At 37.5% G+C, this 25,815-nt stretch carries 21 protein-coding genes; 20 read left to right on the top strand and 1 reads right to left on the bottom strand.

The window, feature by feature from the left end:
• The first annotated feature begins 1 nt into the window (after nucleotide 1).
• The 18 genes from cpsC (at nucleotide 2) to rfbB (ending at nucleotide 15,925) form a co-directional block, all read left to right on the top strand.
• Nucleotides 2-694: a capsular polysaccharide biosynthesis protein CpsC gene (gene cpsC / locus M9H69_RS08360; protein WP_000664131.1), complete on the top strand. Its 693-nt coding sequence runs from the start codon at nucleotides 2-4 to the stop codon at nucleotides 692-694.
• Between the two features lie 9 nt (nucleotides 695-703).
• On the top strand, nucleotides 704-1,387 hold the full coding sequence (locus M9H69_RS08355) for a tyrosine-protein kinase (protein WP_250315371.1): 684 nt from the start codon (nucleotides 704-706) through the stop codon (nucleotides 1,385-1,387).
• A 22-nt stretch (nucleotides 1,388-1,409) separates the two neighbouring features.
• Nucleotides 1,410-2,777, top strand: a complete 1,368-nt coding sequence (locus tag M9H69_RS08350) for a sugar transferase (RefSeq protein WP_250315370.1) — start codon at nucleotides 1,410-1,412, stop codon at nucleotides 2,775-2,777.
• Between the two features lie 3 nt (nucleotides 2,778-2,780).
• On the top strand, nucleotides 2,781-3,182 hold the full coding sequence (gene tagD / locus M9H69_RS08345) for a glycerol-3-phosphate cytidylyltransferase (protein ID WP_000756020.1): 402 nt from the start codon (nucleotides 2,781-2,783) through the stop codon (nucleotides 3,180-3,182).
• Nucleotides 3,183-3,204: 22 nt separating this feature from the next.
• Nucleotides 3,205-4,026, top strand: coding sequence for a LicD family protein (locus tag M9H69_RS08340; RefSeq protein ID WP_000129020.1), 822 nt, complete (start codon nucleotides 3,205-3,207; stop codon nucleotides 4,024-4,026).
• 29 nt (nucleotides 4,027-4,055) lie between these two features.
• Nucleotides 4,056-4,505, top strand: coding sequence for a PssD/Cps14F family polysaccharide biosynthesis glycosyltransferase (gene pssD / locus M9H69_RS08335; RefSeq protein WP_025172328.1), 450 nt, complete (start codon nucleotides 4,056-4,058; stop codon nucleotides 4,503-4,505).
• Nucleotides 4,505-4,984 (top strand): glycosyltransferase, encoded by a 480-nt coding sequence (locus M9H69_RS08330; protein WP_000578431.1) that lies wholly within the window; start codon nucleotides 4,505-4,507, stop codon nucleotides 4,982-4,984. The genes pssD and M9H69_RS08330 overlap by 1 nt, the downstream gene beginning before the upstream one ends.
• A 31-nt stretch (nucleotides 4,985-5,015) precedes the next feature.
• The gene (locus M9H69_RS08325; RefSeq protein ID WP_049479870.1) at nucleotides 5,016-6,107 is read left to right on the top strand and encodes a glycosyltransferase family 1 protein; all 1,092 of its coding nucleotides are present in this window, start codon (nucleotides 5,016-5,018) and stop codon (nucleotides 6,105-6,107) included.
• A 7-nt stretch (nucleotides 6,108-6,114) separates the two neighbouring features.
• Nucleotides 6,115-7,041 carry a glycosyltransferase gene (locus M9H69_RS08320; protein WP_049479869.1) on the top strand — a complete coding sequence of 309 codons (927 nt, stop codon included), beginning with the start codon at nucleotides 6,115-6,117 and terminating at the stop codon, nucleotides 7,039-7,041.
• Between the two features lie 24 nt (nucleotides 7,042-7,065).
• Complete coding sequence (locus tag M9H69_RS08315; RefSeq protein WP_033583824.1) at nucleotides 7,066-8,265, top strand: hypothetical protein; 1,200 nt, start codon at nucleotides 7,066-7,068, stop codon at nucleotides 8,263-8,265.
• Nucleotides 8,237-8,965, top strand: a complete 729-nt coding sequence (locus tag M9H69_RS08310; protein WP_250315369.1) for a glycosyltransferase family 2 protein — start codon at nucleotides 8,237-8,239, stop codon at nucleotides 8,963-8,965. Before M9H69_RS08315 ends, M9H69_RS08310 begins: the two co-directional genes overlap by 29 nt.
• Complete coding sequence (locus M9H69_RS08305; protein WP_250315368.1) at nucleotides 8,965-9,720, top strand: DUF4422 domain-containing protein; 756 nt, start codon at nucleotides 8,965-8,967, stop codon at nucleotides 9,718-9,720. Before M9H69_RS08310 ends, M9H69_RS08305 begins: the two co-directional genes overlap by 1 nt.
• A gap of 119 nt (nucleotides 9,721-9,839) precedes the next feature.
• Nucleotides 9,840-11,255, top strand: coding sequence for a flippase (locus tag M9H69_RS08300; RefSeq protein WP_250315367.1), 1,416 nt, complete (start codon nucleotides 9,840-9,842; stop codon nucleotides 11,253-11,255).
• Nucleotide 11,256: 1 nt separating this feature from the next.
• Nucleotides 11,257-12,255 carry an acyltransferase gene (locus M9H69_RS08295; RefSeq protein ID WP_250315366.1) on the top strand — a complete coding sequence of 333 codons (999 nt, stop codon included), beginning with the start codon at nucleotides 11,257-11,259 and terminating at the stop codon, nucleotides 12,253-12,255.
• Between the two features lie 13 nt (nucleotides 12,256-12,268).
• Nucleotides 12,269-13,369, top strand: a complete 1,101-nt coding sequence (gene glf / locus M9H69_RS08290; RefSeq protein WP_250315365.1) for a UDP-galactopyranose mutase — start codon at nucleotides 12,269-12,271, stop codon at nucleotides 13,367-13,369.
• A 27-nt stretch (nucleotides 13,370-13,396) separates the two neighbouring features.
• Nucleotides 13,397-14,266, top strand: coding sequence for a glucose-1-phosphate thymidylyltransferase RfbA (gene rfbA, locus M9H69_RS08285; protein WP_000676129.1), 870 nt, complete (start codon nucleotides 13,397-13,399; stop codon nucleotides 14,264-14,266).
• Nucleotides 14,267-14,860: a dTDP-4-dehydrorhamnose 3,5-epimerase family protein gene (locus M9H69_RS08280; RefSeq protein WP_000131474.1), complete on the top strand. Its 594-nt coding sequence runs from the start codon at nucleotides 14,267-14,269 to the stop codon at nucleotides 14,858-14,860. It abuts the gene before it with no gap.
• A gap of 18 nt (nucleotides 14,861-14,878) precedes the next feature.
• Nucleotides 14,879-15,925 carry a dTDP-glucose 4,6-dehydratase gene (gene rfbB, locus M9H69_RS08275; RefSeq protein ID WP_250315364.1) on the top strand — a complete coding sequence of 349 codons (1,047 nt, stop codon included), beginning with the start codon at nucleotides 14,879-14,881 and terminating at the stop codon, nucleotides 15,923-15,925.
• Nucleotides 15,926-15,985: 60 nt separating this feature from the next.
• Here the strand turns inward: rfbB and rfbD are convergent, their stop codons facing one another.
• Complete coding sequence (gene rfbD / locus M9H69_RS08270) at nucleotides 15,986-16,840, bottom strand: dTDP-4-dehydrorhamnose reductase (protein ID WP_250315363.1); 855 nt, start codon at nucleotides 16,838-16,840, stop codon at nucleotides 15,986-15,988.
• Between the two features lie 249 nt (nucleotides 16,841-17,089).
• On the opposite strand from rfbD, the gene M9H69_RS08265 reads away from it, so the two are divergent.
• Together M9H69_RS08265 and M9H69_RS08260 are read left to right on the top strand one after the other, a co-directional pair.
• Nucleotides 17,090-19,072, top strand: a complete 1,983-nt coding sequence (locus M9H69_RS08265; protein WP_250315362.1) for a peptide ABC transporter substrate-binding protein — start codon at nucleotides 17,090-17,092, stop codon at nucleotides 19,070-19,072.
• A gap of 267 nt (nucleotides 19,073-19,339) precedes the next feature.
• Nucleotides 19,340-25,807 (top strand): SpGH101 family endo-alpha-N-acetylgalactosaminidase, encoded by a 6,468-nt coding sequence (locus M9H69_RS08260; RefSeq protein ID WP_250315361.1) that lies wholly within the window; start codon nucleotides 19,340-19,342, stop codon nucleotides 25,805-25,807.
• Nucleotides 25,808-25,815: the final 8 nt, after the last annotated feature.

Here is a 25,815-nt window from a genome sequence, read left to right as displayed (position 1 = left end):
AATGAAAGAACAAAATATGATGGAAATTGATGTATTTCAATTGCTTAAAATTCTTTGGAAACGGAAATTTCTAATTGCACTGGTAGCAATCGTAACTGGGGTAGTAGCTTTTGCCTACAGTAGCTTTATCGTAAAACCTGAATATACCAGTACGACACGTATCTATGTAGTTAATCGTAATCAGGGAGATAAGCCTGGATTGACAAACCAAGATTTGCAGGCAGGGTCTTACTTGGTTAAAGACTATCGCGAAATTATTCTTTCGCAAGACGTTTTGGAGAAGGTCGCAACGGATTTGAAACTGGATCTTCCTTCAAAAGGTTTGGCTAGTAAAATTAAGGTGACCGTACCGGCTGATACACGTATCGTATCTATCTCCGTTACAGATCGTGCGCCTGAAGAAGCAAGTCGTATCGCCAACTCATTGAGAGAGGTTGCAGCTCAAAAGATTATTAGTGTTACACGGGTTTCAGATGTGACGACACTCGAAGAGGCTCGCCCAGCAACCTCACCATCTTCACCAAACATTCGTCGTAATACCATGATTGGATTTCTAGCTGGAGCGGTTGTGATGATTGTCACGGTTCTCCTTATTGAACTCCTAGACACACGCGTTAAACGACCAGAAGAAGTTGAAGATGTTATGCAAATTGCATTATTAGGAGTTGTTCCAAATTTGGATAAATTAAAATAGGAGAGAAAAATGCCAACGTTAGAAATCGCACATAAAAAATTGGATAAGGCAAGAAAAGCAGAGGAGTATTACAATGCGATTCGTACCAATATACAATTGAGCGGAGATAACTTAAAAGTTATCTCCATTACATCAGTGAAACCAGAGGAAGGGAAGTCAACTACTTCTACCAATATTGCTTGGGCCTTTGCGCGTGCTGGATATAAGACGCTTTTAATAGATGCCGATATTCGTAATTCTGTCATGTCAGGTGTTTTTAAATCACGTGAAAAGATTACAGGATTAACAGAGTTCTTATCTGGAACAACAGATTTATCACAAGGGTTATGTGATTCGAATATTGAGAATTTGTTTGTCATTCAAGCCGGCTCCGTTTCCCCAAATCCAACAGCTTTGTTACAAAGTGAGAATTTTGCGACAATGATTGATACCTTGCGCAAGTACTTTGATTACATCATCGTTGATACCGCTCCGATTGGAGTAGTTATTGATGCAGCGATTATCACGCAACAGTGTGATGGCTCTATATTGATAACTGCTGCTGGTGAAACAAATCGTCGTGACGTCCAAAAAGCTAAAGAACAATTGGAACAAACAGGTAAACCATTCTTAGGGATTGTATTAAATAAATTGAATACCTTAGTTGAGAAATATGGGGCATATGGAGCTTATGGCTCTTACGGGAAAAAATAAGAGATAGCTTAGGGAAGGTATTATGGAAGAAAAGGGATTGAAGATTACTTTGGCGGCAATCCAGAGTTTTCTTGTCATTATATTAGCTTATTTACTTAGTTTTGTAAGAGAAACAGAGATTGCGAACACCTCTGTTATCATCTTGTTCATTCTGCATTTTGTTGTTTTTAACATTAGTGATTATGAGCGTGATTTTTTAAAAAGGGGTTATTTAGCTGAGTTTATCAGCACTATAAAATATATCGTTTTCTTTGCTTTAGCCATCAGTATTTCAAACTTCTTTTTAGAAGATCGTTTTAGTATCTCTAGACGAGGCATGATTTATTTTTTGACAATACATTCTATTTTGTTGTATTTGTTGAATCTGTGCATTAAACGCTATAGGAGACGTATCTTTCCAAATTTCAAGGGGAGTAAAAAGATATTCTTGATAACAGCTACTTCCAGAGTTGAGAAAGTTGTAGATAGACTGATAGAGTCGGGAGAGATTTTTTGGGAATTGGTGGCGGTCAGTGTTTTGGATCAGCCTAATTTTCAGCATGCATCCGTAACCGTTGTACCTGCGGAGAACATCTTAGACTTTGCTACCCATGAAGTTGTTGATGAAGTTTTTATCAATTTACCAAGTGAAGAGTATGACATCGGGGAGTTCATCTCTCTTTTTGAAACAATGGGAATTGACGTGACAGTCAACCTGAATGCTTTCAATAACTATCTAGGTAGCGATAAAAAGATTCGCGGAATGGCAGGCTTGAATGTCATTACGTTTTCTACAAAATTTTATAAGACAAGCCACGTCATTGCTAAACGTTTCATTGATATCATAGGTTCGATTATCGGACTACTTATTTGTGGATTGGTGAGTATTGTTTTGGTTCCGGTGATTCGAAAAGATGGCGGACCCGCTATTTTTTCTCAAACTCGTATCGGAAAAAATGGTCGACATTTCACTTTTTATAAATTTAGATCTATGTGCGTGGATGCTGAGAAAAAGAAACAAGAGCTCCTTGCACAAAATACCATGCAAGGTGGTATGTTTAAAGTCGATGATGATCCTCGTATAACAAAGATAGGGAGATTTATCCGTAAGACTAGTCTAGATGAACTCCCTCAGTTTTGGAATGTTTTAATGGGAGATATGAGTTTGGTTGGGACACGTCCCCCAACAGTTGATGAGTATGAAAAATATACTCCTGAACAGAAACGTCGTCTTAGTTTTAAGCCTGGAATTACTGGTCTATGGCAGGTGAGTGGTCGTAGTAAAATCACGGACTTTGATGATGTTGTCAAGCTGGACGTAGCTTATATTGATGATTGGACCATCTGGAAAGATATTGAAATATTGTTAAAGACCGTTAAAGTGGTATTTATGAGAGAAGGGGCGAAGTAAGAAATGAAAAAAGTCATAACATATGGAACATTTGATTTGTTGCACTATGGCCATATTAATCTTCTTAAAAGGGCTAAATCGTTAGGCGATTATTTAATTGTTGTGATTTCAACTGATGAATTCAACTGGAATGAAAAACAAAAAAAATGTTATTTTACATATGAACAAAGAAAAACACTCGTAGAGGCTGTTAGATATGTTGATTTAGTAATACCCGAAGAATCCTGGGAACAAAAGGTGACAGATGTCCATGAATATCACATAGATACCTTTGTTATGGGAGATGATTGGAAGGGGAAATTTGATTTTTTGGAGAAGGAAGGAGTTGAAGTGGTCTATTTACCACGAACTCCTGAAATCAGTACAACTGAAATCAAGAATTCATTGGCAACTAGAGAATATTAAAAACGGAGTTTGAGATAACTATATGACAGATGAATTAGAACAGTTACATAACTTAGAACTTTTGCTAGCTTCAGAAGTGTTAAAAATATGTGAAAAATATAATTTAAAAATCGTGATGCTAGCAGGAACTTTTCTAGGGGCTATACGCCATAATGGATTCATCCCGTGGGACGATGATATGGATTTTGGTATGCCAAGAGAGGATTTTGAAAGATTTAAAGAATTATGTGTTTCGGATTTGGACAGGGAAAAATATTTTCTACAGACAGATCAAACAGATTTGAATTATCCATTTAATTTTGTGAAACTACGTCTCAATAACACACATGTTTCTGAGGAATTTTCTTTAGATGCAAATGTTCATGATGGAATTTATATTGATATTTTTCCGATTGATGATATCTGTCCCAAGCCTTTTAGACGATTCATTCAACTTAAAGGATTTTGGTTATTCCGAAATCTATTATGGATAAAATGTGGATATGGGGACAACGATAGAAAAAAACGATTAGCGTATAAGCTAGCTAAGCTTGCCACACATGTGTTCTCAATATCTTTTTTGAAAAAGATGAAGGAGAAGTGTATATTACTAGGGCAGAGTACCAATGCTGATAATGTAGTGGTTAGTGATGGTAGTTATGGAATAAAGAAAGAAACTTTTCCAAAAGTGTGGTTAGACGAAGTTGAAAGTTATTCCTTTGATGATATAAAATTATGGGGAATGAAGAATTATAGAGCATACTTAAAACATATGTATGGTGACTATATGCAGCTTCCACCTGAGAATCAACGAAATCATCACAAACGAATTAAAATTGATTTTGGCCCATACGTAGAAAAATAGGAGAATTCATAACTTTGTCTAAAAAAGAGATAAAACTTTGTCTAGTAGGATCTAGCGGTGGACATTTAAATCATCTCTATCTATTGAAACCATTTTGGCAGGATAAAGATAGACTATGGGTTACTTTTGATAAAGAAGATGCTCGAAGTATTTTATCAAATGAAAAATGTCATTATTGCTATTATCCGACTAATCGTAATATAAAAAATCTAATAAAAAATACATTTCTTGCTTTAAGAATATTATATAAAGAAAGGCCAGATGTTATCATTTCATCCGGAGCAGCGGTTGCAATACCGTTCTTTTATTTAGGTAAAATATTTGGTGCTAAAACTGTTTATATAGAAGTATTTGATCGTGTAGACGCTCCGACAATGACTGGCAAAATAGTATACCCTGTTACAGATAGATTCATTGTCCAATGGGAAGAAATGAAAAAAATCTATCCCAAGGCAATCAATTTGGGAGGAATTTTCTAATGATTTTTGTAACTGTCGGTACGCATGAGCAACAATTTAATAGACTAATAAAAGAGATTGATGAATTGAAAGCAGAGGGAGTTATTACGTCGGATGTATTTATCCAAGTTGGTTTTTCAGACTATCAACCTCGATTTTGCAGATGGGAACGTTTTCTTTCGTATGATGAGATGAATAACCTAATGGAAGAAGCGGATATAGTTATCACTCATGGTGGTCCTGCTACATTTATGAATGTTATTGCTAATGGGAAAAGACCAGTAGTTGTTCCGAGAAGAAAAAAATTTGGAGAACATGTGAATGACCATCAGTTAGATTTTTGTAATAGGATTGTTCAGGAGGGATATGATTTAGTAGTCATAGAGGATATTAAAAAAATCCGAGAATACCTGAATCCATCTAGTAGTATTGCCGTTAAATCTAATAATGAATGCTTTGTACAACATTTTTCAAATTTGATTGCAGAATTAGTTGAGTAAAAATGACGAAGATCATAGAAGGAGACACTTGATGAAAATTTTGCATATTCCAACAGGAGGTTTGTTTTCTGATGGGATTGGAACATTTATATATTCATACCTCGAATACATGGACTTGAGTGAAATTGAAGTGACGATTCTAGCTACCAATAAACCGTTGTTAGAAGATAAATTAAAATTTCAAGTATTAGGTGTTCAGATTGTAGAAATTGAAAGAAAGAAATCCTCAATACTGGCATATATGAGAGAATTCCTTGAACTCTTAAAAGTAGGAAAATACGATGTTGTACACGTTCACGGGAGTAGTGCTCTTATGTCAATTGAATTGTTTATAGCAAAAATTATGGGAGTTCCTGTAAGAATAGCGCATAGTCATAATACAACGTGTAATCATATTCTACTAGACAGAATGCTACGTCCTTTTTTTTACACTTTATATACTCAATCTTGGGCGTGTGGTGAAAAGGCAGGAGAATGGCTTTTTAAGGATAAACGATTTAAAGTTATACATAATGCCAGGGATGTAGAAAAATATAGTTTTAATCCTCATCTTCGCCGAGTATTTCGGACAACGCATTCATTAAAAGAAAATACACTTGCATTAGGACATGTAGGTAGATTCAATATTCAAAAAAATCATACATTTCTTCTGGATTTAATGGATGAAATGAAATGTAAGCAGAAGGATGTAAAATTGTTTTTGGTCGGTGAAGGAGAAAAAGTAGAGGATGTTAAGAGATATGTAAAAGAACGAAAATTGGAAAATTCAATTGTTTTTTTGAATCGGTATTCGGATATGCAATCGTTTATCTCTGCTATGGATATAATGCTATTACCGAGTTTATACGAGGGGTTGCCTTTAGTTGCTATTGAGTGGCAAATTAATGGAATTCAATCTATTCTTTCAACGACAATTTCTGATGAGTGCATCTTCACAAATAGTATCCAACAATTACCAATTGACAACGTAAGTACTTGGATAAAAGCTATTGAAGATTTTTCATATATAAACAGATTGGAAAAATCTAGAGAAAATATTGACCTAGCTCAAAAATCAAACTATGATATCAGAATTGAGGCTAAAAAATTAGAGAATGAGTATAAAAAGTTGATTGGGGAGTAAGAATACAATGAATATATCAATTGTATTATCAACATTTAATGGTGATGAATATATTGTTGAACAGTTAGATACTCTAAGAAATCAAACCCGCCTTGCTGAGGAAGTCTTGATTAGTGATGATGCATCTACAGATGATACTGTTCAAATAATTGAAGATTATATTGCTAAATATAAGTTGGATAATTGGTCTATAAAAAAAAATAAAGAAAATCAAGGATGGAAGAATAATTTTGCCATGTTATTAGAGGAGGCGAAAGGAGATATCGTTTTTCTTTGTGATCAAGATGATATTTGGCATTTAGATAAAATTCAAAAAATGTCTAAGATTATGGAGAATAATGATAAGATTTTGTTGTTAGCCTCTAATTACACACCTTTTTATGTTGGTGATGGTGTCAAGATTAAATTGGATAAAAGTGATTTGGATAATAGTGAGGCAGTGTATCAACCAAATTTTTTAGATAACTTCTTTCATATTAGAAGGCCAGGGTGTGTTTATGCGGTGAACAAAAAGATTATTCCATATTTTTTAGAAATCCGAAGTAACGAAGATGCACATGATGCCTTGTTATGGAGGCTAGCTTCGCTTCTTAATGGGTTATACATTTACTCCTACTCTACTATCGATTTTAGAAGACACGATAGCAACGCGACTGGTAGCAGAGAAAGAAGTTTCCTAAGGAGAAAAGAGCAGGTTATTTATTATGATGATTTGCTTCAGAGATTAGATAAATTTAGTAAACAACATGATTTATCACTTTCAAATGAACAAATTAGTGTTTTGAACGACTACATTCTATGGGGAAAAAATCGAAGAGAATTATTTATGAAAAAGAATGTATTTATATTTTTTAAATTATTTAAATATCATAAGTTGTATTGGTCGTTCAGGTCATATATTACTGATTTTATAGTGTTATATATGAAGGAGTAATTCTAGTAATGTTAAAGAGTATTAGTGAAAGAAAAGGGGGGATTCAAAGTGAGTCCATCAAGAGTTAAAACTGATGTAAAATTGAATGAGTTTCTTTTTGGATTAGCTTTTTATCCTTGGCTAATAGCATGGCTGTTTACTTCGACCTTTTATAAAGATTTTATACATCCCTATGGAATAATAAAAATTTGGGAGTATGTGGGGTTGTTTTTTCTGTTACTTAAATTTATGTTAGGTAAATCTAAGATAAAATCGATAATCATTACTCCAATTATACTTCTTATAGGTTTTATTGTAAGTTATGATAATGGTAACGCCTCCTTTGTAGCATATACTTTGACTCTTATATATTCTTCAAGGGATATTAATTTTCGTAATTTGGTAAGGAATACAATGTTTTGCCAGATTGGAGTTGTAGGAACTGTTGTAGTAAGCTCTTTACTTGGTATTATTCCAAACGAGCTAACCTTAACATATTCAGGAGGTGTGATCCGCTCACGGTATGGGCTAGGTTTTAATTACACATCATTTACTCCGAATTATTTCCTGAGTATATTGCTGGAATATGTGTATTTAAAAGGTGAAAAATATTGGACAATAAAAGAGCTTTTTATTTGTGTACTATTAAATATAGTTATTTATAAATACACAGATACCCGTCTTACTTTTATTATGGTATTTATCCTTCTTTTGATATCGTTTTCGAGAAGATTTATATCAATCAATATGAATTTTAAATTTCTGAAATATTTACTTACTCTTATTTATCCAATTATGGCGTATATGACTTATTGGCTGACAGCAAAATTTGATAGTAGAAATAGTTTATTATCTTTAATAAATAACTTATTGAGTCAAAGGTTGAGATTCGGTCAAGAAGGTTTAAGGAGATACCCTCTAAGATTATTTGGAACTCATGTTCAATGGGATACTTCGGCAAATTCTTATTTTTATGTAGATTCGTCGTACATCAATATACTTATAAGCTATGGAACAATAATTTTTTTCCTTATGTTAATAAGCTATTCAATTATAATGAGAAAAGTTATAATTAATCAAAATAAAACTTTATTGATTGTGTTAATTTTTTGGTCAGTAAGAGCTTGTATTGACCCACAATTATTTTTATTGTGGTTTAATCCATTTTTGTTTTTAATTGCGAGAACGTTTTTAGATGAAAGAGAGGGAATTGGAGATGATATCACTTATATGCGTATCGAATAATTACGATAAGTTAAATACAATTCTTAAATCATCTTTATCTAGACAAAAAGATGTTAAATATGAACTTATTATAGTGGATTCCAATAAATATGGATTTAATTCTGCTGCTGAGGCTTTGAATTTTGGAGGCAAACAAGCAAAAGGTGATTATCTATTTTTTGTTCATCAAGATATTAGTTTTCAAGATGACTTTGAGTTAGCAAAACTAGAATCTTATTGTAGAAATTTCATATTTGGAGTAGCAGGAGTAGCAGGGGTAAAGAATATTGAGGGAAAGGTCGTCAGTTTTTCAAATATCTTCCATGGGGACCCGAAAACAAAGGCGGCTAGTAAATCTATAAGTAGCCCTGTTGAAGTTGATGCAATTGATGAGTGTTTGATTATTATTCCGAAAAAAGTTTTTAGTACGAATCAATTTAGTATAATCGGTCCTACCTGGCATTTATATGGAACAGACTATGCATTACAGATGAAGTTAATTAATTTGCCAGTATTAGTTTTTCCAAGTGAGTTATGGCATGTGTCAGATGGGAAATCTTTAAACCTTAATTATTTTGATGCGATACAATGGTTATTGAAAAAATACTCTAAAAATTATTCAGCAATATACACTTTTTTTGGAGTTTGGCCAAGTAATCCTATTCTATTAAAATTTAAATGTCTTTATAGAAAATTAAGGTTTTATATTAAGGGAGTGTAATGGAAGTGAAGCTATACGTCGCAACACATAAATCTTATAATCAAGTTCAAGACCAGGACCTATATATCCCTATATTGGTGGGCGCGAATAAGAATATTGGAGAAAAGAATTATTTAAGAGATAATCAGGGAGATAATAATATTTCTGATAGAAACTTTACATTTTGTGAATTAACAGGATTGTATTGGATTTGGAAAAATTCTAAAGATGATATTGTTGGTTTATGCCATTATAGACGTTATTTTGGGAAAAACAAGCGTTTTTTTAAACAGAATTCTATTTTAACAAAGAATGATATTCTAAAACAATTAAATGATTATGATGTGATATTACCATCAAAGGGTATGAACGAGTATAACGGGTATACTGCTGAAGAGTTTTTTAACAAGAATCACGATCATAAAGTTTGGGAAATGTGTAGACAGATTATTTCAGAAAACAATAAAGATTACCTTGATGCTTTTAATTGGTTTTCTAAAGAAAAAACAGGATACTGTTATAATATGTTTATAATGTCTAGAGAAATGATGGATGAATATTGCAGTTGGTTATTTCCGATTCTTTTTGAACTAGATAAGAAGATTGATTATTCAAGATATGATAGTTACAATACTCGTATGATTGGTTTTGTTGCCGAACGTTTAATTAACGTATGGGTACATAAGAAACAACTAACTGTAAAAGAGTTTCCAGTTTTTTCAACAGAAGAACCAGGATTCGTACAAAGAATTCAGAAGAAATTATTTAATAAGTAGTAGTTTATTTATAAAAGTAGATTGTTAATAAATCTTTCAAGGTGCTATTTCCTCTTTTCTAATTAAGTTTTATTGCACTGTCTTTATAAATACTCCTAGAAAGACTAAGTTAATTAAAGATGAAGATTTTAAAGAATTATGTTTATAATTTGTCATATCAGATACTAGTAGTTGTTCTCCCAATAATAACTACACCCTATATTACTAGAATCTTTAGTTCTCAAGAGTTAGGTGATTATGGATATTATAGTTCTATAGTAACTTACTTTATATTGCTCGCTACTTTAGGTGTCGCCAACTATGGGACTAAGGTGATTTCTGGACATCGTAATGAGATTAATAAAAACTTTTGGGGTATCTACTCTTTACAATTAGGTGCTACAATCCTTTCAATCTCCTTATATTGTATTTTTTGCGTTAACCTTCCTTCAATGCAAAACCCAGTAGCCTATATTTTGGGATTGAGTTTAGTTTCTAAAGGTTTAGATATTTCCTGGCTTTTTCAAGGGTTAGAGGATTTTCGTAAAATTACTGTTCGAAATATTACGGTAAAACTCGTTGGGGTAATCTCGATTTTCCTGTTTGTCAAATCTACTAACGATCTTTACCTTTATGTGTTCTTATTAACAATATTTGAGCTATTGGGACAATTAAGTATGTGGTTGCCGGCCCGAGAGTTTATTGGTAAGCCCCATGTTGATTTAGAATACGCTAGGTACCATTTGAAACCAATTATTTTATTATTTCTTCCTCAGATAGCAATCTCTTTATACGTTACTTTAGATCGTACGATGCTTGGAGTTTTAGCCTCTACAAAAGATGTAGGAATCTATGATCAGGCACTTAAATTGGTGAATATTTTATTAACCTTGGTAACATCATTGGGGAGCGTCATGTTGCCTCGAGTTGCTAATTTATTAGCAACAAACAATCATGAAGAAGTCAATAAGATGCATGAGATTTCATTCCTAGTTTATAATTTGATTATTTTTCCGATTATGGCAGGTATGTTGATTGTTAATGACGATTTTGTTCAATTTTTCCTTGGTCAAGATTTTCAAGATGCACGTTTCGCGATAGCAATCATGATCTTTAGGATGTTCTTTATCGGCTGGACCAATATTATGGGAATCCAGATTTTAATTCCACATAATAAAAATAAAGAATTTATGATTTCAACAACGGTTCCCGCAATTACCAGTGTGGGATTAAATTTGTTGTTTCTTCCCAAACTTGGTTATATGGGGGCTGCAATTGTCTCGGTCTTGACTGAAGCCTTTGTTTGGGCAATTCAACTGTTCTTTACTCGCAAATATATAAAAGATGTTCCGATTATCGGATCGATGATGAAGATTATTCTAGCATCAGCTATTATGTATGGCCTCTTGCTAGCTTCAAAAACAGTCATACATTTTTCGCCAACCATAAATGTTTTAGCATTTGCTGTCATTGGTGGAATCATTTACCTTTTTGCGATTCTATCTCTAAAAGTGGTAGATATGAAAGAATTAAAACAAATAATTAGGAAAAATTAGAATGCGCAAATATCGAAATATTAACTTAGATTTACTAAAAGTACTTGCATGTGTTGGGGTTGTTCTACTCCATACAGCGATGGGTGGATTTAAAGAGACAGGTTCATGGAATTTTTCGACATATTTATACTACTTAGGAACCTATTCTATCCCTTTATTTTTTATGGTTAATGGTTATTTATTGTTAGGAAAGAGAGAGATTACCTATTCCTATATACTGCAGAAAGTAAAATGGATTCTAATAACAGTATCGTCATGGTCCGTAATCATTTGGCTTTTTAAACGAGATTTTACAGTTAATCCAATTAAAAAAATTGTAGGTTCTTTGATACAAAAGGGGTATTTCTTCCAGTTTTGGTTTTTTGGTGCACTCATAATTATTTATATATGTTTGCCTGTTTTGAAAAAATTCCTTAATTCAAAAAGAAGTTATTTATACATCCTATCTGTATTGCTAGTTGTTGGTTTGATTTTTGAGTTAACAAATATTGTACTTCAAATGCCAATACAAACATATGTTATACAAACCTTTAGGTTATGGACTTGGTTTTTCTATTATCTTTTAGGTGGCTTTATAGCTCAATTTGACAAAGATATTATCAAAAATAGGTTTAAGAGATGGATGAAAATAATCGTAGTACTTTTGTTCCTGGTTTCGCCTTTAATATTATTTTTCTTAGCAAGAACCACTTACCATAATTCTTTTGCTGAATATTTTTATGATCTTCTATTTGTAAAAGTTGTAAGTTTAGGAATTTTTCTAACTATATTCTCACTTGCATTGAATCAAGATAACAACAAATGGATTGTTTTTCTTTCTAATCAAACCATGGGAGTTTTTATAATACACACTTACATTATGAAGTTGTGGGGAAAACTATTTGGTTTTAGTTTTGTAGGAGCATATTTACTTTTTGCTATATTTACCTTATGTGTTAGTTTTATTATTGTTGGAATGTTAATGAAAATCCCTTATTTCAGTCGAATTGTTAAATTATAAAAAGGAGAACAAAATGTACGACTATCTAATCGTTGGTGCTGGTTTGTCGGGAGCAATTTTTGCTTATGAAGCGACCAAGCGTGGGAAAAAAGTAAAAGTGATTGATAAGCGTAATCATATTGGTGGTAATATCTACTGTGAGGACGTTGAAGGTATCAACGTTCACAAGTACGGTGCCCATATTTTCCATACTTCAAACAAAAAAGTCTGGGATTATGTAAGTCAATTTGCTGAATTTAACAACTATATCAACTCGCCTATAGCCAATTACAAGGGCAGTCTTTACAATCTTCCTTTTAACATGAATACTTTCTATGCTATGTGGGGAACCAAGACTCCTCAAGAAGTGAAAGATAAGATAGCTGAACAAACGGCTCATATGAAAGATGTTGAGCCTAAAAACTTGGAAGAACAAGCTATTAAGTTGATTGGTCCGGATATCTATGAAAAGTTGATTAAGGGATATACTGAAAAACAATGGGGACGTTCTGCGACAGACCTCCCACCATTTATTATTAAACGTCTACCAGTTCGTTTAACCTTTGATAATAATTATTTTAATGACCGTTATCAAGGGATTCCAATTGGGGGTTACAACGTTATCATCGAAAATATGCTGAAGGATGTAGAAGTAGAACTTGGCGTTGACTTTTTTGCCAATCGTCAAGAATTAGAGGCTTCAGCTGAAAAAGTTGTCTTTACAGGAATGATTGACCAATACTTCGATTATAAGCATGGTGAGTTAGAATACCGTAGTCTTCGTTTTGAGCATGAAGTTCTAGATGAGGAAAACTATCAAGGAAATGCAGTTGTTAACTATACAGAGCGTGAAATTCCTTATACTCGCATCATTGAACATAAGCACTTCGAATACGGAACGCAACCAAAGACAGTTATTACGCGTGAATATCCTGCTGACTGGAAGCGAGGTGATGAGCCTTATTATCCAATCAATGATGAGAGAAATAATGCTATCTTTGCTAAATATCAAGAAGAAGCAGCACAGAATGATAAGGTGATTTTCTGTGGACGTTTAGCAGATTATAAATACTATGATATGCATGTGGTAATCGAGCGTGCTCTGAATGTGGTAGAGGAAGAGTTTAGTAATTGAAAAATAACGAAGAGAGGTTATTCTATTATGAAAGGTATTATTCTTGCGGGTGGTTCAGGTACCCGATTGTACCCACTTACTCGAGCTGCGTCAAAACAGCTGATGCCAGTTTATGATAAACCCATGATTTACTATCCTTTGTCAACCTTGATGTTGGCTGGGATTAAGGACATTTTGATCATCTCAACACCACAGGATTTGCCCCGCTTTAAGGACTTGCTCTTGGATGGTTCCGAATTTGGGATTAAACTTTCTTATGCGGAACAGCCAAGTCCAGATGGACTTGCTCAGGCTTTTCTTATCGGTGAAGAATTTATCGGTGACGATAGTGTTGCTTTGATCTTGGGAGATAATATCTATCATGGACCTGGTTTGAGCAGAATGCTTCAAAAGGCAGCCCAGAAAGAGAAGGGTGCGACTGTTTTTGGTTATCAAGTGAAGGACCCAGAGCGTTTTGGTGTGGTCGAGTTTGATGAAAACATGAATGCCATTTCCATAGAAGAAAAACCGGAGCATCCTCGCTCTAACTATGCAGTGACAGGTCTTTATTTCTATGATAATGATGTTGTGGATATTGCCAAACAGATCAAACCAAGCGCACGTGGTGAGTTGGAAATCACAGATGTCAATAATGCTTATTTGAAGCGTGGGGATTTGTCTGTTGAGGTGATGGGGCGTGGTTTTGCCTGGTTGGATACAGGGACGCATGAGAGCTTGTTAGAGGCTTCCCAATATATCGAAACGGTTCAACGAATGCAAAATGTTCAGGTTGCCAATCTGGAAGAAATTGCCTATCGTATGGGTTATATCAGTCGTGAAGATGTACTGGAATTGGCGCAACCTCTCAAGAAGAATGAATACGGGCAATACTTGCTCCGTTTGATTGGAGAAATCTAGATGACTGATAATTTTTTCGGCAAGACACTTGCAGTGCGCAAGATTGATGCCATTCCAGGTATGTTAGAGTTTGATATTCCAGTTCATGGTGACAATCGTGGCTGGTTTAAGGAAAATTTCCAGAAGGAAAAGATGGTGCCACTTGGCTTTCCTGAAAGCTTCTTTGCTGAAGGGAAACTGCAAAATAACGTCAGCTTTTCTCGCAAAAATGTTCTTCGAGGCCTCCATGCTGAGCCTTGGGACAAGTACATCTCTGTTGCAGATAATGGGAAGGTTCTAGGATCTTGGGTGGACTTGCGTGAGGGTGAGACTTTTGGAAATGTTTATCAGACCGAGATTGATGCAAGTAAGGGAATCTTTGTCCCTCGTGGCGTAGCCAATGGTTTCCAAGTCCTCTCGGATACAGTTGCTTATAGCTATCTTGTCAATGACTACTGGGCACTTGAACTCAAGCCTAAATATGCCTTTGTCAACTATGCAGACCCAGCCTTGGGAATCGAGTGGGAAAACCTAGAAGCAGCAGAAGTCTCAGAAGCTGATAAACATCATCCATTACTTAAGGATGTAAAACCACTAAGAAAAGAAGATTTGTAAAAAAGTTAAGGAATAAAAATGACTGAATACAAGAATATTATCGTGACAGGTGGGGCTGGTTTTATCGGTTCTAACTTTGTTCATTATGTTTATAATAACTTTCCAGATGTGCATGTAACAGTGCTGGACAAGCTGACTTATGCGGGTAATCGTGCCAATATTGAAGAAATTTTAGGTGATCGTGTTGAGTTGGTTGTTGGAGATATTGCAGATGCAGTCTTGGTAGACAAGCTGGCAGCTCAAGCAGATGCTATCGTTCATTACGCTGCAGAAAGCCATAATGACAACTCTCTCAATGACCCGAGCCCCTTTATCTACACTAACTTCATCGGGACCTACACTCTATTGGAAGCAGCTCGTAAATATAACCTTCGTTTCCACCATGTGTCGACTGACGAAGTCTATGGTGATCTGCCTCTGCGTGAAGATTTGCCAGGTCATGGAGAAGGCCCAGGTGAGAAATTTACAGCTGAAACCAAGTACAATCCAAGCTCGCCTTACTCATCAACCAAGGCAGCTTCAGACTTGATTGTCAAAGCTTGGGTTCGCTCATTTGGTGTCAAAGCGACTATTTCTAACTGTTCAAACAACTATGGCCCTTACCAGCATATCGAGAAGTTCATTCCGCGCCAAATCACCAATATCCTGAGCGGTATCAAGCCAAAACTCTATGGTGAGGGTAAGAATGTCCGTGACTGGATTCACACCAATGACCATTCATCAGGTGTTTGGACGATTCTGACCAAAGGTCAAATCGGTGAAACCTACTTGATTGGTGCGGATGGCGAGAAGAACAACAAGGAAGTGCTGGAACTCATCCTCAAGGAGATGGGGCAACCAGCTGATGCTTATGATCATGTGACGGACCGAGCTGGTCACGACCTTCGCTATGCCATTGACGCTAGCAAGCTTCGTGATGAACTAGGGTGGGAGCCAGAGTTTACCAATTTTGAAGCAGGTCTCAAAGAGACCATCAAATGGTACACAGACAACCAAGACTGGTGGAAATCTGAAAAAGAAGCGGTAGAGGCTAACTATGCCAAGACGCAAAAAGTAATTAACTAATCAGATACTAAAAAGCAAGAGACCTCATGGTCTCTTGCTTTTTATGTATGTCGTAATCTTTTATTTTCTTACTTCTTGTTTATAAAATTCTTTGAGGGCATCTTGCCATGTTGGAATGACGAAACCTGTCGCCTTCGCTTTGGCTAAACTCATGGTTGAGTTGAGGGGACGTTTAGCCTTAGCAGGGAACTTGCTGGAGTCTACTGGTACTACTTCAACATCACTGTCCTTAAGAATTTCAACAGCAAAGTCATACCAAGTGGTGTCTTCAGTTGAGTCATTTGATAAGTGGTAGTAGCCAAATTCTTTTTGATTTTCAGTCAAGTAGTTCATGAACTCAGCCAAGGTACGTGTCCAGGTTGGGCGACCGTGTTGGTCGTTGACCACTGTGAGTGTTTTATGGGATTTGGCTAGATTTTGCATGGTAAAGACAAAGTTCTTGCCATAATTTCCAAAGACCCAAGCAGTGCGGATGATATAATGCTGTGACGTAAGGTTTTCAACGAGTTCCTCACCCATTCGCTTGGTACGCCCGTACTCTGTCTGCGGATCAGGTAGGTCATCGACTTCCCATTCTTGTCCTACTGGTTTTTTCCCATCAAAGACATAGTCTGTCGAGATATAGACCAGAGTAGCTCCGTATTTCTCAGAGGCCTTGGCTACATTTTCAGTTCCAGTTACGTTGATGGCAAAATCCAGTTCTTTCCCCTCGTCTTCAGCCGCATCCACAGCAGTGTAGGCTGCACAATGATAGACCAGAGTTGGTTTAACCTCAGCAAATACCTTCTCAACCATTTCAGAATTAGTGATATCCATTTCGGCCACATCCACTGCAACATAGTCCACATTTCGTTCATCTAGTAAATAACGTAGTTCGGTACCGAGTTGACCATTTGCACCTGTAATTAATATCATTGTCTCCTCCTTAGCTTTTCTTCTATCTAATCATAGCAAAAAAATGAAAAAAAATCTGATTTTTACCTTTGGTTTGACTGTTTGTATTTTGGAAATCGTAAGTTATACAAATTAGAATTTAATACTATGGATATCTATCAAAGAAATATTTTTCAGAAAATGCTAAAATCATTCAAAAATTCTGAAAATTCTGTTGACAACTTTTTGAAAAGAGTCTATAATGGGATGTAAATTTTAAAGGAGAAAATGATGAAAAGTTCAAAATTACTTGCCCTTGCGGGTGTGACATTATTGGCAGCTGGTACTCTGGCTGCGTGCTCTGGATCAGGTTCAAGTGCTAAAGGTGAGAAGACATTCTCATACATTTATGAAACGGATCCTGATAACTTAAACTATTTGACAACTAATAAAGCAGCTACAGCAAATATTACGAGCAACGTTATCGATGGCTTGCTCGAAAATGACCGCTATGGTAACTTTGTGCCATCTATGGCTGAGGATTGGTCTGTATCTAAGGATGGATTGACTTACACGTATACACTCCGAAAGGATGCAAAATGGTATACATCTGAAGGTGAGGAATATGCAGAAGTTAAAGCTCAAGACTTTGTAACAGGACTTAAATATGCTGCTGATAAAAAATCTGATGGTCTTTATTTAGTTCAAGAATCAATCAAAGGATTGGACGCCTATGTTAAAGGAGAAATTACAGACTTCTCTCAAGTAGGAATCAAGGCCCTTGATGATTATACAGTTCAGTACACATTGAACAAGCCAGAAAGCTTCTGGAATTCTAAGACAACGATGGGAGTTTTGGCCCCAGTAAATGAAGAGTTCTTGAACTCCAAAGGGGATGACTTCGCTAAGGGAACTGATTCAAGCAGTATTCTCTACAATGGTCCATTCTTACTCAAATCAATTGTTGCTAAATCTTCTGTCGAATTTGCGAAAAATCCTAACTACTGGGATAAGGACAATGTCCATATCGATAAGGTTAAATTATCATTCTGGGATGGACAAGATACCAACAAACCAACTGAAGCTTTCAAAGACGGCAGCTTTACAATGGCTCGTCTCTTCCCAACAAGCGCTAGCTACACAGAGACTGAAAAAGCATTTAAAGACAATATTGTTTATACACAACAAGACTCTACTACTTATTTAGTCGGTACGAATATTGATCGTCAGTCTTATAAGTACACTTCTAAGACAACGGATGAAGAAAAAACATCAACCAAGAAAGCTCTTCTAAACAAAGACTTCCGTCAAGCTCTTGCTTTTGGTTTCGATAGAACAGCCTATGCTTCTCAAGTAAATGGTGCAAGCGGGGCAACTAAACTGCTTCGTAACTTGTTTGTTCCTCCTACATTTGTACAGGCAGATGGAAAGAACTTTGGCGAAATGGTTAAAGACAAATTGGTGACTTATGGTGATGAGTGGAGCAACGTGAACTTGGATGATGCTCAAGATGGACTCTACAACCCAGATAAGGCCAAAGCAGAGTTTGCTAAAGCTAAGACAGCTCTCCAAGCGGAAGGTGTGAAATTCCCAATCCACTTGGATATGCCTGTAGACCAAACCAATACAACAAAAGTTCAACGTGTCCAATCTTTTAAACAGTCAGTTGAAGAAAACTTAGGATCTGATAATGTGGTTGTCGATATTCAACAACTTCAAAAAGACGATGTCTTGAACATCACTTACTTTGCTGAAACTGCGGCTGGAGAAGACTGGGATATCTCAGATAACGTGGGTTGGTCTCCAGACTTTGCAGACCCTTCTACCTACCTTGATATTATCAAACCATCTGTAGGGGAAAATACAAAGACTTACCTAGGATTTGACTCAGGAACAAACAACGCTGCTGCCAAGCAAGTTGGTTTGGAAGACTACGAAAAAATGGTTGTGGAAGCTGGGGAAGAAACTACTGACGTTTCAAAACGTTATGAAAAATATGCTGCTGCCCAAGCTTGGTTGACAGATAGTGCCTTGATCATCCCAACAACTTCTCAAACTGGTCGTCCAATGTTGTCTAAGATGGTACCATTTACACTTCCGTTTGCATACTCTGGTAACAAGGGTATGAGCGAAGCCCTCTTGTATAAATACCTAGATGTACAAGATAAGGCGGTAACAACAGAAGAGTATCAAAAAGCTCAAGAAAACTGGTTGAAAGAAAAAGAAGAGTCTAATAAGAAGGCTCAAGAAGACCTCGCAAACCATGTGAAATAATTTTACAGGATATGAGAAAGGATTTAGTATTCCTCTTGGATGCTAAGTCCTTTTTATATCTTTAAAGCGAGCTTTTAAATTTGGGGTGTCTTGAGAAATTTTTGCTAATTTTCCTTTTTCCTATTGCTTTCTTAGATATTATTTGTTATATTAAAAGCATAATTATTTTTTATTTATGACAGTTAAGCACGGTACTTTCAGAGAAAGGAGTATTTTTAAAAAAAGAAATGTAAACGCTTACTGTGAAGTGAAAGGATTAAGGAGTTTATGGATAAACAATTTTTTGAAAAACGCTGTAAGTTTAGTATTCGTAAGTTTACGCTTGGAGTAGCTTCGGTGATGATTGGAGCGACTTTCTTTGCTACTGCCCCAGTGTTGGCTGATCAAGCAAGGGTTGGTTCAACAACTAATTTACCGAGTGAACTAGCTGATTTGGATAAGAAGGCTAGTGATGAGGGGCACGATTTTGACAAGGAAGTTGCCGCTCAGAATCCTGGCTCAGCTGAAACTACTGAAGGCCCTCAAACAGAAGAAGAGTTGTTGGCTCAAGAAAAAGAAAAGTCTGAAAAGCCAAGCAATCTGCCAAAAGAATTAGAAGATAAGTTGGAGAAAGCCGAAGACAATGGGCGTGAAGTTGACAAAGATCAATTGGCCCAAGATACTGGGAAGCTCGTCCCAGAAGATGTGGCTAAGACTACCAATGGGGAATTAAACTACGGCGCAACTGTTAAGATCAAGACGCCATCAGGAGAAGGTAGTGGTATTGTCGTTGCAAAAGACCTTGTCTTAACGGTTTCTCATAACTTTATCAAGGATAGTCAAGACGGCAATATCCGTAAGGTTGTGGACAATGACCAAGGGGATGGAGATATCTATAGTATCTCATATCCAGGATTGCCAGATGTCAAGTTTAGCAAGAAAGATATCATTCATTGGGATCGTGAAGGCTACCTGAAGGGCTTCAAGAATGATTTGGCCCTTGTGAGATTGCGTACAGTTCTCGAAAACACGCCTGTTGAAGTAACCAAAAAGCCAGTAGTTAAGAAAATCGGAGATAAACTTCATGTCTTTGGTTATCCAGAAGGGAAATTGAATCCGATTGTCAATACTACAGTTGATTTTGCGGAACCATACGGAGAAGGTGTCCAAGGGATTGGTTACCAAGGAGGAAAACCGGGTGCTAGTGGCGGCGGTATCTTTGATACAGAAGGCAAATTAGTCGGTGTACACCAAAATGGTGTAGTTGGAAAACGGAGCGGCGGTATTCTCTTCTCACCAGCTCAACTAAAATGGATCCAAGACCACATACAGGGAATTTCAAGTGTGAAACCAGCAGACTTGGAAGAGAAAGAAAAACCGGCTGAAGAAAAACCAAAAGAGGATAAACCTGCAGCTGCTAAACCTGAAACACCTAAGACAGTAACCCCTGAATGGCAAACAGTAGTGAATAAAGAACAACAGGGAGCAGTTACGGTTCGTGAAGAAAAAGGTGTCCGCTACAATCAATTGTCCTCAACTGCACAGAACGACAATGGCGATAAACCAGCCTTGTTTGAAAAACAAGGATTGACAGTTGACGCTAATGGAAATGCGACGGTTGATTTAACCTTCAAAGATGATTCTGAAAAGGGCAAATCACGCTTCGGTGTCTTCTTGAAATTTAAAGACACCAAGAACAATGTTTTTGTTGGTTATGACAAGGACGGCTGGTTCTGGGAGTATAAATCTCCAACCGATAGCACCTGGTATAAGGGCAACCGTGTAGCAGCACCAGAACCAGGTTCTGTAAACCGTCTTTCTATCACTCTCAAGTCAGATGGACAACTCAATGCAACGAATAATGATGAGAAACTCTTTGATACGGTCACTTTGCCAGCAGCTGTTAATGAAACTCTCAAAAATGAGAAGAAAATCGTCCTAAAAGCTGGTTCCTATGGCAATGAGCGTACAGTTGTCAGCGTTAAAACAGACAATCAGGAAGGCGTAAAAGCGGATGATACTCCCGCTGAAAAAGAAACAGGTCCTGCCGTTGATGATAGTAAGGTGACTTATGATACGATCCAGTCTAAGGTTCTCAAGGCAGTGATTGACCAAGCCTTCCCACGTATTAAAGAATACAGTTTGAACGGGCATACCTTGCCAGGACAAGTCCAACAATTCAATAAAGTATTTATCAACAAACACGAAGTCACACCTGAAGTTACTTACAAAAAAATCAATGAGACAACTGCAGAATACTTGATGAAGCTTCGCGATGATGATCACTTAATCAATGCAGAAATGACGGTCCGTCTGCAAGTTGTTGATAATCAGTTGCACTTTGATGTGACCAAGATTGTCAACCACAATCAAGTTACTCCAGGTCAAAAGATTGATGACGAAAGAAAACTACTTTCTTCTATTAGTTTCCTTGGTAATGCTTTAGTCTCTGTTTCGAGTGATCAAGCTGGTGCTAAGTTTGATGGGGCAACCATGTCAAACAATACCCATGTCAGCGGAGATGATCATATCGATGTAACCAATCCAATGAAAGACTTGGCCAAGGGTTACATGTATGGATTTGTTTCTACAGATAAGCTTGCTGCAGGTGTTTGGAGCAACTCTCAAAACAGCTACGGTGGAGGTTCTTATGACTGGACTCGTTTGACAGCTTACAAGGAAACAGTCGGAAATGCCAACTATGTTGGAATTCATAGCTCTGAATGGCAATGGGAAAAAGCTTATAAGGGCATTGTCTTCCCAGAGTATACTAAGGAACTTCCAAGTGCCAAGGTTGTTATCACTGAAGATGCTAATGCGGACAAGAAAGTCGACTGGCAGGATGGTGCCATTGCTTATCGTAGCATCATGAACAACCCTCAAGGTTGGGAAAAAGTTAAGGATATTACAGCTTATCGTATCGCGATGAACTTTGGCTCACAAGCACAAAACCCATTCCTCATGACTCTAGATGGTATCAAGAAAATCAATCTCCACACAGATGGTCTTGGGCAAGGTGTTCTCCTTAAAGGTTATGGTAGTGAAGGTCATGACTCAGGCCACTTGAACTATGCTGATATTGGTAAACGTATTGGTGGTGTTGAAGACTTTAAGACCTTGATTGAGAAAGCTAAGAAGTACGGTGCCCACATTGGTATCCACGTTAACGCTTCTGAAACTTACCCAGAATCTAAATACTTCAATGAAAAAATCCTTCGTAAGAATCCAGATGGTAGCTATAGCTATGGTTGGAACTGGCTAGACCAAGGTATCAACATTGATGCGGCTTATGACTTGGCACATGGTCGTTTGGCTCGCTGGGAAGATTTGAAGAAAAAACTTGGTGACGGACTCGACTTTATCTATGTGGACGTTTGGGGCAATGGTCAATCAGGTGACAACGGTGCCTGGGCTACCCACGTTCTCGCTAAAGAGATAAACAAACAAGGCTGGCGCTTTGCGATTGAGTGGGGCCATGGTGGTGAGTACGACTCTACCTTCCATCACTGGGCAGCTGACTTGACCTATGGTGGCTACACTAATAAAGGTATCAACAGTGCCATCACCCGCTTTATCCGTAACCACCAAAAAGATGCTTGGGTAGGGGACTACAGAAGTTACGGAGGCGCAGCAGATTACCCACTTCTAGGTGGCTACAGCATGAAGGACTTTGAAGGATGGCAAGGACGAAGCGACTACAATGGCTATGTAACCAACCTATTTGCCCATGACGTCATGACTAAGTACTTCCAACACTTCACTGTAAGTAAATGGGAAAATGGTACACCAGTTACCATGACTGACAACGGTAGCACCTATAAATGGACTCCAGAAATGCGAGTGGAATTGGTAGATGCTGACAATAATAAAGTAGTTGTAACTCGTAAGTCAAACGATGTCAATAGCCCACAATACCGCGAACGTACAGTAACGCTCAACGGACGTGTTATCCAAGATGGTTCAGCTTACTTGACTCCTTGGAACTGGGATGCGAATGGTAAGAAACTTCCTACTGATAAGGAAAAAATGTACTACTTCAATACGCAGGCCGGTGCAACAACTTGGACACTTCCTAGCGATTGGGCAAAGAGCAAGGTTTACCTTTACAAGCTAACTGACCAAGGTAAGACAGAAGAGCAAGAACTAACTGTAACAGATGGTAAGATTACTCTAGACCTTCTAGCAAATCAACCATACGTTCTTTACCGTTCAAAACAAACCAATCCTGAAATGTCATGGAGCGAAGGCATGCATATCTATGACCAAGGATTTAACAGCGGAACCTTGAAACACTGGACCATTTCTGGTGATGCTTCTAAAGCAGAAATCGTTAAGTCTCAAGGTGCAAACGATATGCTTCGTATTCAAGGAAACAAAGAAAAAGTTAGTCTCACTCAGAAATTAACTGGCTTGAAACCAAATACCAAGTATGCCGTTTATGTCGGTGTTGATAACCGTAGTAATGCCAAGGCTAGCATTACTGTAAACACTGGTGAAAAAGAAGTGACTACCTATACCAATAAGTCACTCGCTCTCAACTATATCAAAGCTTATGCTCATAATAATCGTCGTGACAATGCTACAGTTGATGATACAAGTTACTTCCAAAACATGTATGCCTTCTTTACAACAGGATCTGACGTATCAAATGTCACTCTTACTTTGAGTCGTGAAGCTGGTGATGAAGCAACTTACTTTGATGAAATTCGTACCTTTGAAAACAATTCAAGCATGTACGGAGAAAACCATGATACAGGTCAAGGAACCTTCAAACAAGACTTTGAAAATGTTGCTCAAGGTATCTTCCCATTCGTAGTGGGCGGAGTCGAAGGTGTTGAAGACAACCGCACTCACTTGTCTGAAAAGCACGATCCATATACACAACGTGGTTGGAACGGTAAGAAAGTTGATGATGTTATCGATGGAAATTGGTCACTCAAGACCAATGGACTAGTTAGCCGTCGTAACTTGGTTTACCAAACCATCCCACAAAACTTCCGCTTTGAAGCTGGTAAGACCTACCGTGTAACCTTTGAATATGAAGCAGGCTCTGACAATACCTACGCCTTTGTAGTCGGTAAGGGAGAATTCCAATCAGGACGTCGCGGTAATCAAGCAAGCAATTTGGAAATGCATGAATTACCAAATACTTGGACAGATTCTAAGAAAGCCAAGAAGGCAACCTTCCTCGTGACAGGTGCAGAAACAGGCGATACTTGGGTAGGTATCTACTCAACTGGAAATGCAAGCAATACTCGTGGTGATTCTGGCGGAAATGCCAACTTCCGTGGTTATAACGACTTCATGATGGATAATCTTCACATCGAAGAAATCACCCTGACAGGTAAGATGTTGACAGAAAATGCTCTGAAGAACTACTTGCCAACTGTAGCCATGACTAACTACACCAAAGAGTCTATGGACGCATTGAAAGAAGCAGTCTTTAATCTCAGCCAAGCAGATGATGACATTAGCGTAGAAGATGCGCGTGCAGAGATTGCCAAGATTGAAGCCTTGAAGAATGCTTTGGTTCAGAAGAAAACAGCCTTGGTAGCAGAAGACTTTGAAAGTTTGGATGCGCCAGCTCAACCAGGTGAAGGCCTAGAGAATGCTTTTGATGGTAATGTATCTAGCCTATGGCATACATCTTGGAATGGAGGAGATGTAGGCAAGCCTGCAACTATGGTCTTGAAAGAACCTACTGAAATCACAGGACTTCGTTATGTACCACGTGGTTCAGGTTCAAATGGGAACTTGCGAGATGTAAAACTGGTTGTCACAGATGAGTCTGGCAAGGAGTATACCTTTACTGCAACTGATTGGCCAGATAACAACAAGCCAAAAGACATTGATTTTGGTAAGACAATCAAGGCTAAGAAAATTGTCCTTACTGGTACCAAGACATACGGAGATGGTGGCGATAAATACCAATCTGCAGCGGAACTCATCTTTACCCGTCCACAAGTAGCAGAAACACCGCTTGACTTGTCAGGATATGAAGCAGCTTTAGCTAAGGCTCAAAAATTGACAGATAAAGAAAATCAAGAGGAAGTGGCTAGCGTTCAGGCGAGCATGAAATATGCGACGGATAACCATCTCTTGACGGAAAGAATGGTAGAATACTTTGCAGACTATCTCAACCAATTACAAGATTCTGCTACGAAACCAGACGCTCCAACAAGTAGCAAGGGGGAAGAACAACCACCAGTTCTTGATGTACCTGAGTTCAAAGGCGGCGTCAATGCAGCAGAAGCAGCTGTACATGAAGTCCCTGAGTTCAAAGGCGGTGTCAATGCAGCAGAAGCAGCTGTACATGAGATCCCTGAGTTCAAGGGTGGAGTCAATGCAGCAGAAGCAGCTGTACATGAAGTCCCTGAGTTCAAGGGTGGTGTCAATGCAGTAGAAGCAGCTGCAAATGAAGTCCCTGAGTTTAATGGTGGAGTCAATGCAGTAGAAGCAGCTGCAAATGAAGTCCCTGAGTTTAAGGGTGGCGTCAATGCGGTCCAAGCCTTGGTAAACGAGAAACCAGCCTACACAGGTGTATTGGCTACTGCTGGAGATCAAGTAGCTCCAACAGTTGAAAAATCTGAGTACCCGCTCACTCCAAGCCCAGTAGCTGATGCCAAAACTCTGGAAGATAAAGAAGAGAAACTTCCTGCTACAGGAGAACATGGTTCAGAAGCAGCCTTCTTCTTAGCAAGTGTGAGCATCGCTTTATCTGCCGCAGTCCTTGCGACAAAACGTAAAGAAGATTAATGAGATTT

It is taken from the genome of Streptococcus oralis (genome assembly GCF_023611505.1).
Lineage (GTDB): Bacteria > Bacillota > Bacilli > Lactobacillales > Streptococcaceae > Streptococcus > Streptococcus oralis_CT.
Note: the sequence above shows the minus strand (reverse complement) of the source record. Positions and strands in the feature narration are given on the sequence as shown.

Excerpts from the sequence above, each read along its gene's own strand:
- tagD (WP_000756020.1), top strand. The coding sequence starts at position 2,781 with ATGAAAAAAGTCATAACATATGGAACATTTGATTTGTTGCACTATGGC.
- rfbA (WP_000676129.1), top strand. The coding sequence starts at position 13,397 with ATGAAAGGTATTATTCTTGCGGGTGGTTCAGGTACCCGATTGTACCCA.
- M9H69_RS08260 (WP_250315361.1), top strand. The coding sequence starts at position 19,340 with ATGGATAAACAATTTTTTGAAAAACGCTGTAAGTTTAGTATTCGTAAG.
- glf (WP_250315365.1), top strand. The coding sequence starts at position 12,269 with ATGTACGACTATCTAATCGTTGGTGCTGGTTTGTCGGGAGCAATTTTT.
- rfbB (WP_250315364.1), top strand. The coding sequence starts at position 14,879 with ATGACTGAATACAAGAATATTATCGTGACAGGTGGGGCTGGTTTTATC.
- M9H69_RS08280 (WP_000131474.1), top strand. The coding sequence starts at position 14,267 with ATGACTGATAATTTTTTCGGCAAGACACTTGCAGTGCGCAAGATTGAT.
- M9H69_RS08325 (WP_049479870.1), top strand. The coding sequence starts at position 5,016 with ATGAAAATTTTGCATATTCCAACAGGAGGTTTGTTTTCTGATGGGATT.
- M9H69_RS08350 (WP_250315370.1), top strand. The coding sequence starts at position 1,410 with ATGGAAGAAAAGGGATTGAAGATTACTTTGGCGGCAATCCAGAGTTTT.
- M9H69_RS08320 (WP_049479869.1), top strand. The coding sequence starts at position 6,115 with ATGAATATATCAATTGTATTATCAACATTTAATGGTGATGAATATATT.
- M9H69_RS08295 (WP_250315366.1), top strand. The coding sequence starts at position 11,257 with ATGCGCAAATATCGAAATATTAACTTAGATTTACTAAAAGTACTTGCA.
- M9H69_RS08305 (WP_250315368.1), top strand. The coding sequence starts at position 8,965 with ATGGAAGTGAAGCTATACGTCGCAACACATAAATCTTATAATCAAGTT.
- M9H69_RS08310 (WP_250315369.1), top strand. The coding sequence starts at position 8,237 with ATGATATCACTTATATGCGTATCGAATAATTACGATAAGTTAAATACA.
- cpsC (WP_000664131.1), top strand. The coding sequence starts at position 2 with ATGAAAGAACAAAATATGATGGAAATTGATGTATTTCAATTGCTTAAA.
- M9H69_RS08265 (WP_250315362.1), top strand. The coding sequence starts at position 17,090 with ATGAAAAGTTCAAAATTACTTGCCCTTGCGGGTGTGACATTATTGGCA.
- rfbD (WP_250315363.1), bottom strand. The coding sequence starts at position 16,840 with ATGATATTAATTACAGGTGCAAATGGTCAACTCGGTACCGAACTACGT.
- M9H69_RS08330 (WP_000578431.1), top strand. The coding sequence starts at position 4,505 with ATGATTTTTGTAACTGTCGGTACGCATGAGCAACAATTTAATAGACTA.
- M9H69_RS08340 (WP_000129020.1), top strand. The coding sequence starts at position 3,205 with ATGACAGATGAATTAGAACAGTTACATAACTTAGAACTTTTGCTAGCT.
- M9H69_RS08300 (WP_250315367.1), top strand. The coding sequence starts at position 9,840 with ATGAAGATTTTAAAGAATTATGTTTATAATTTGTCATATCAGATACTA.
- M9H69_RS08355 (WP_250315371.1), top strand. The coding sequence starts at position 704 with ATGCCAACGTTAGAAATCGCACATAAAAAATTGGATAAGGCAAGAAAA.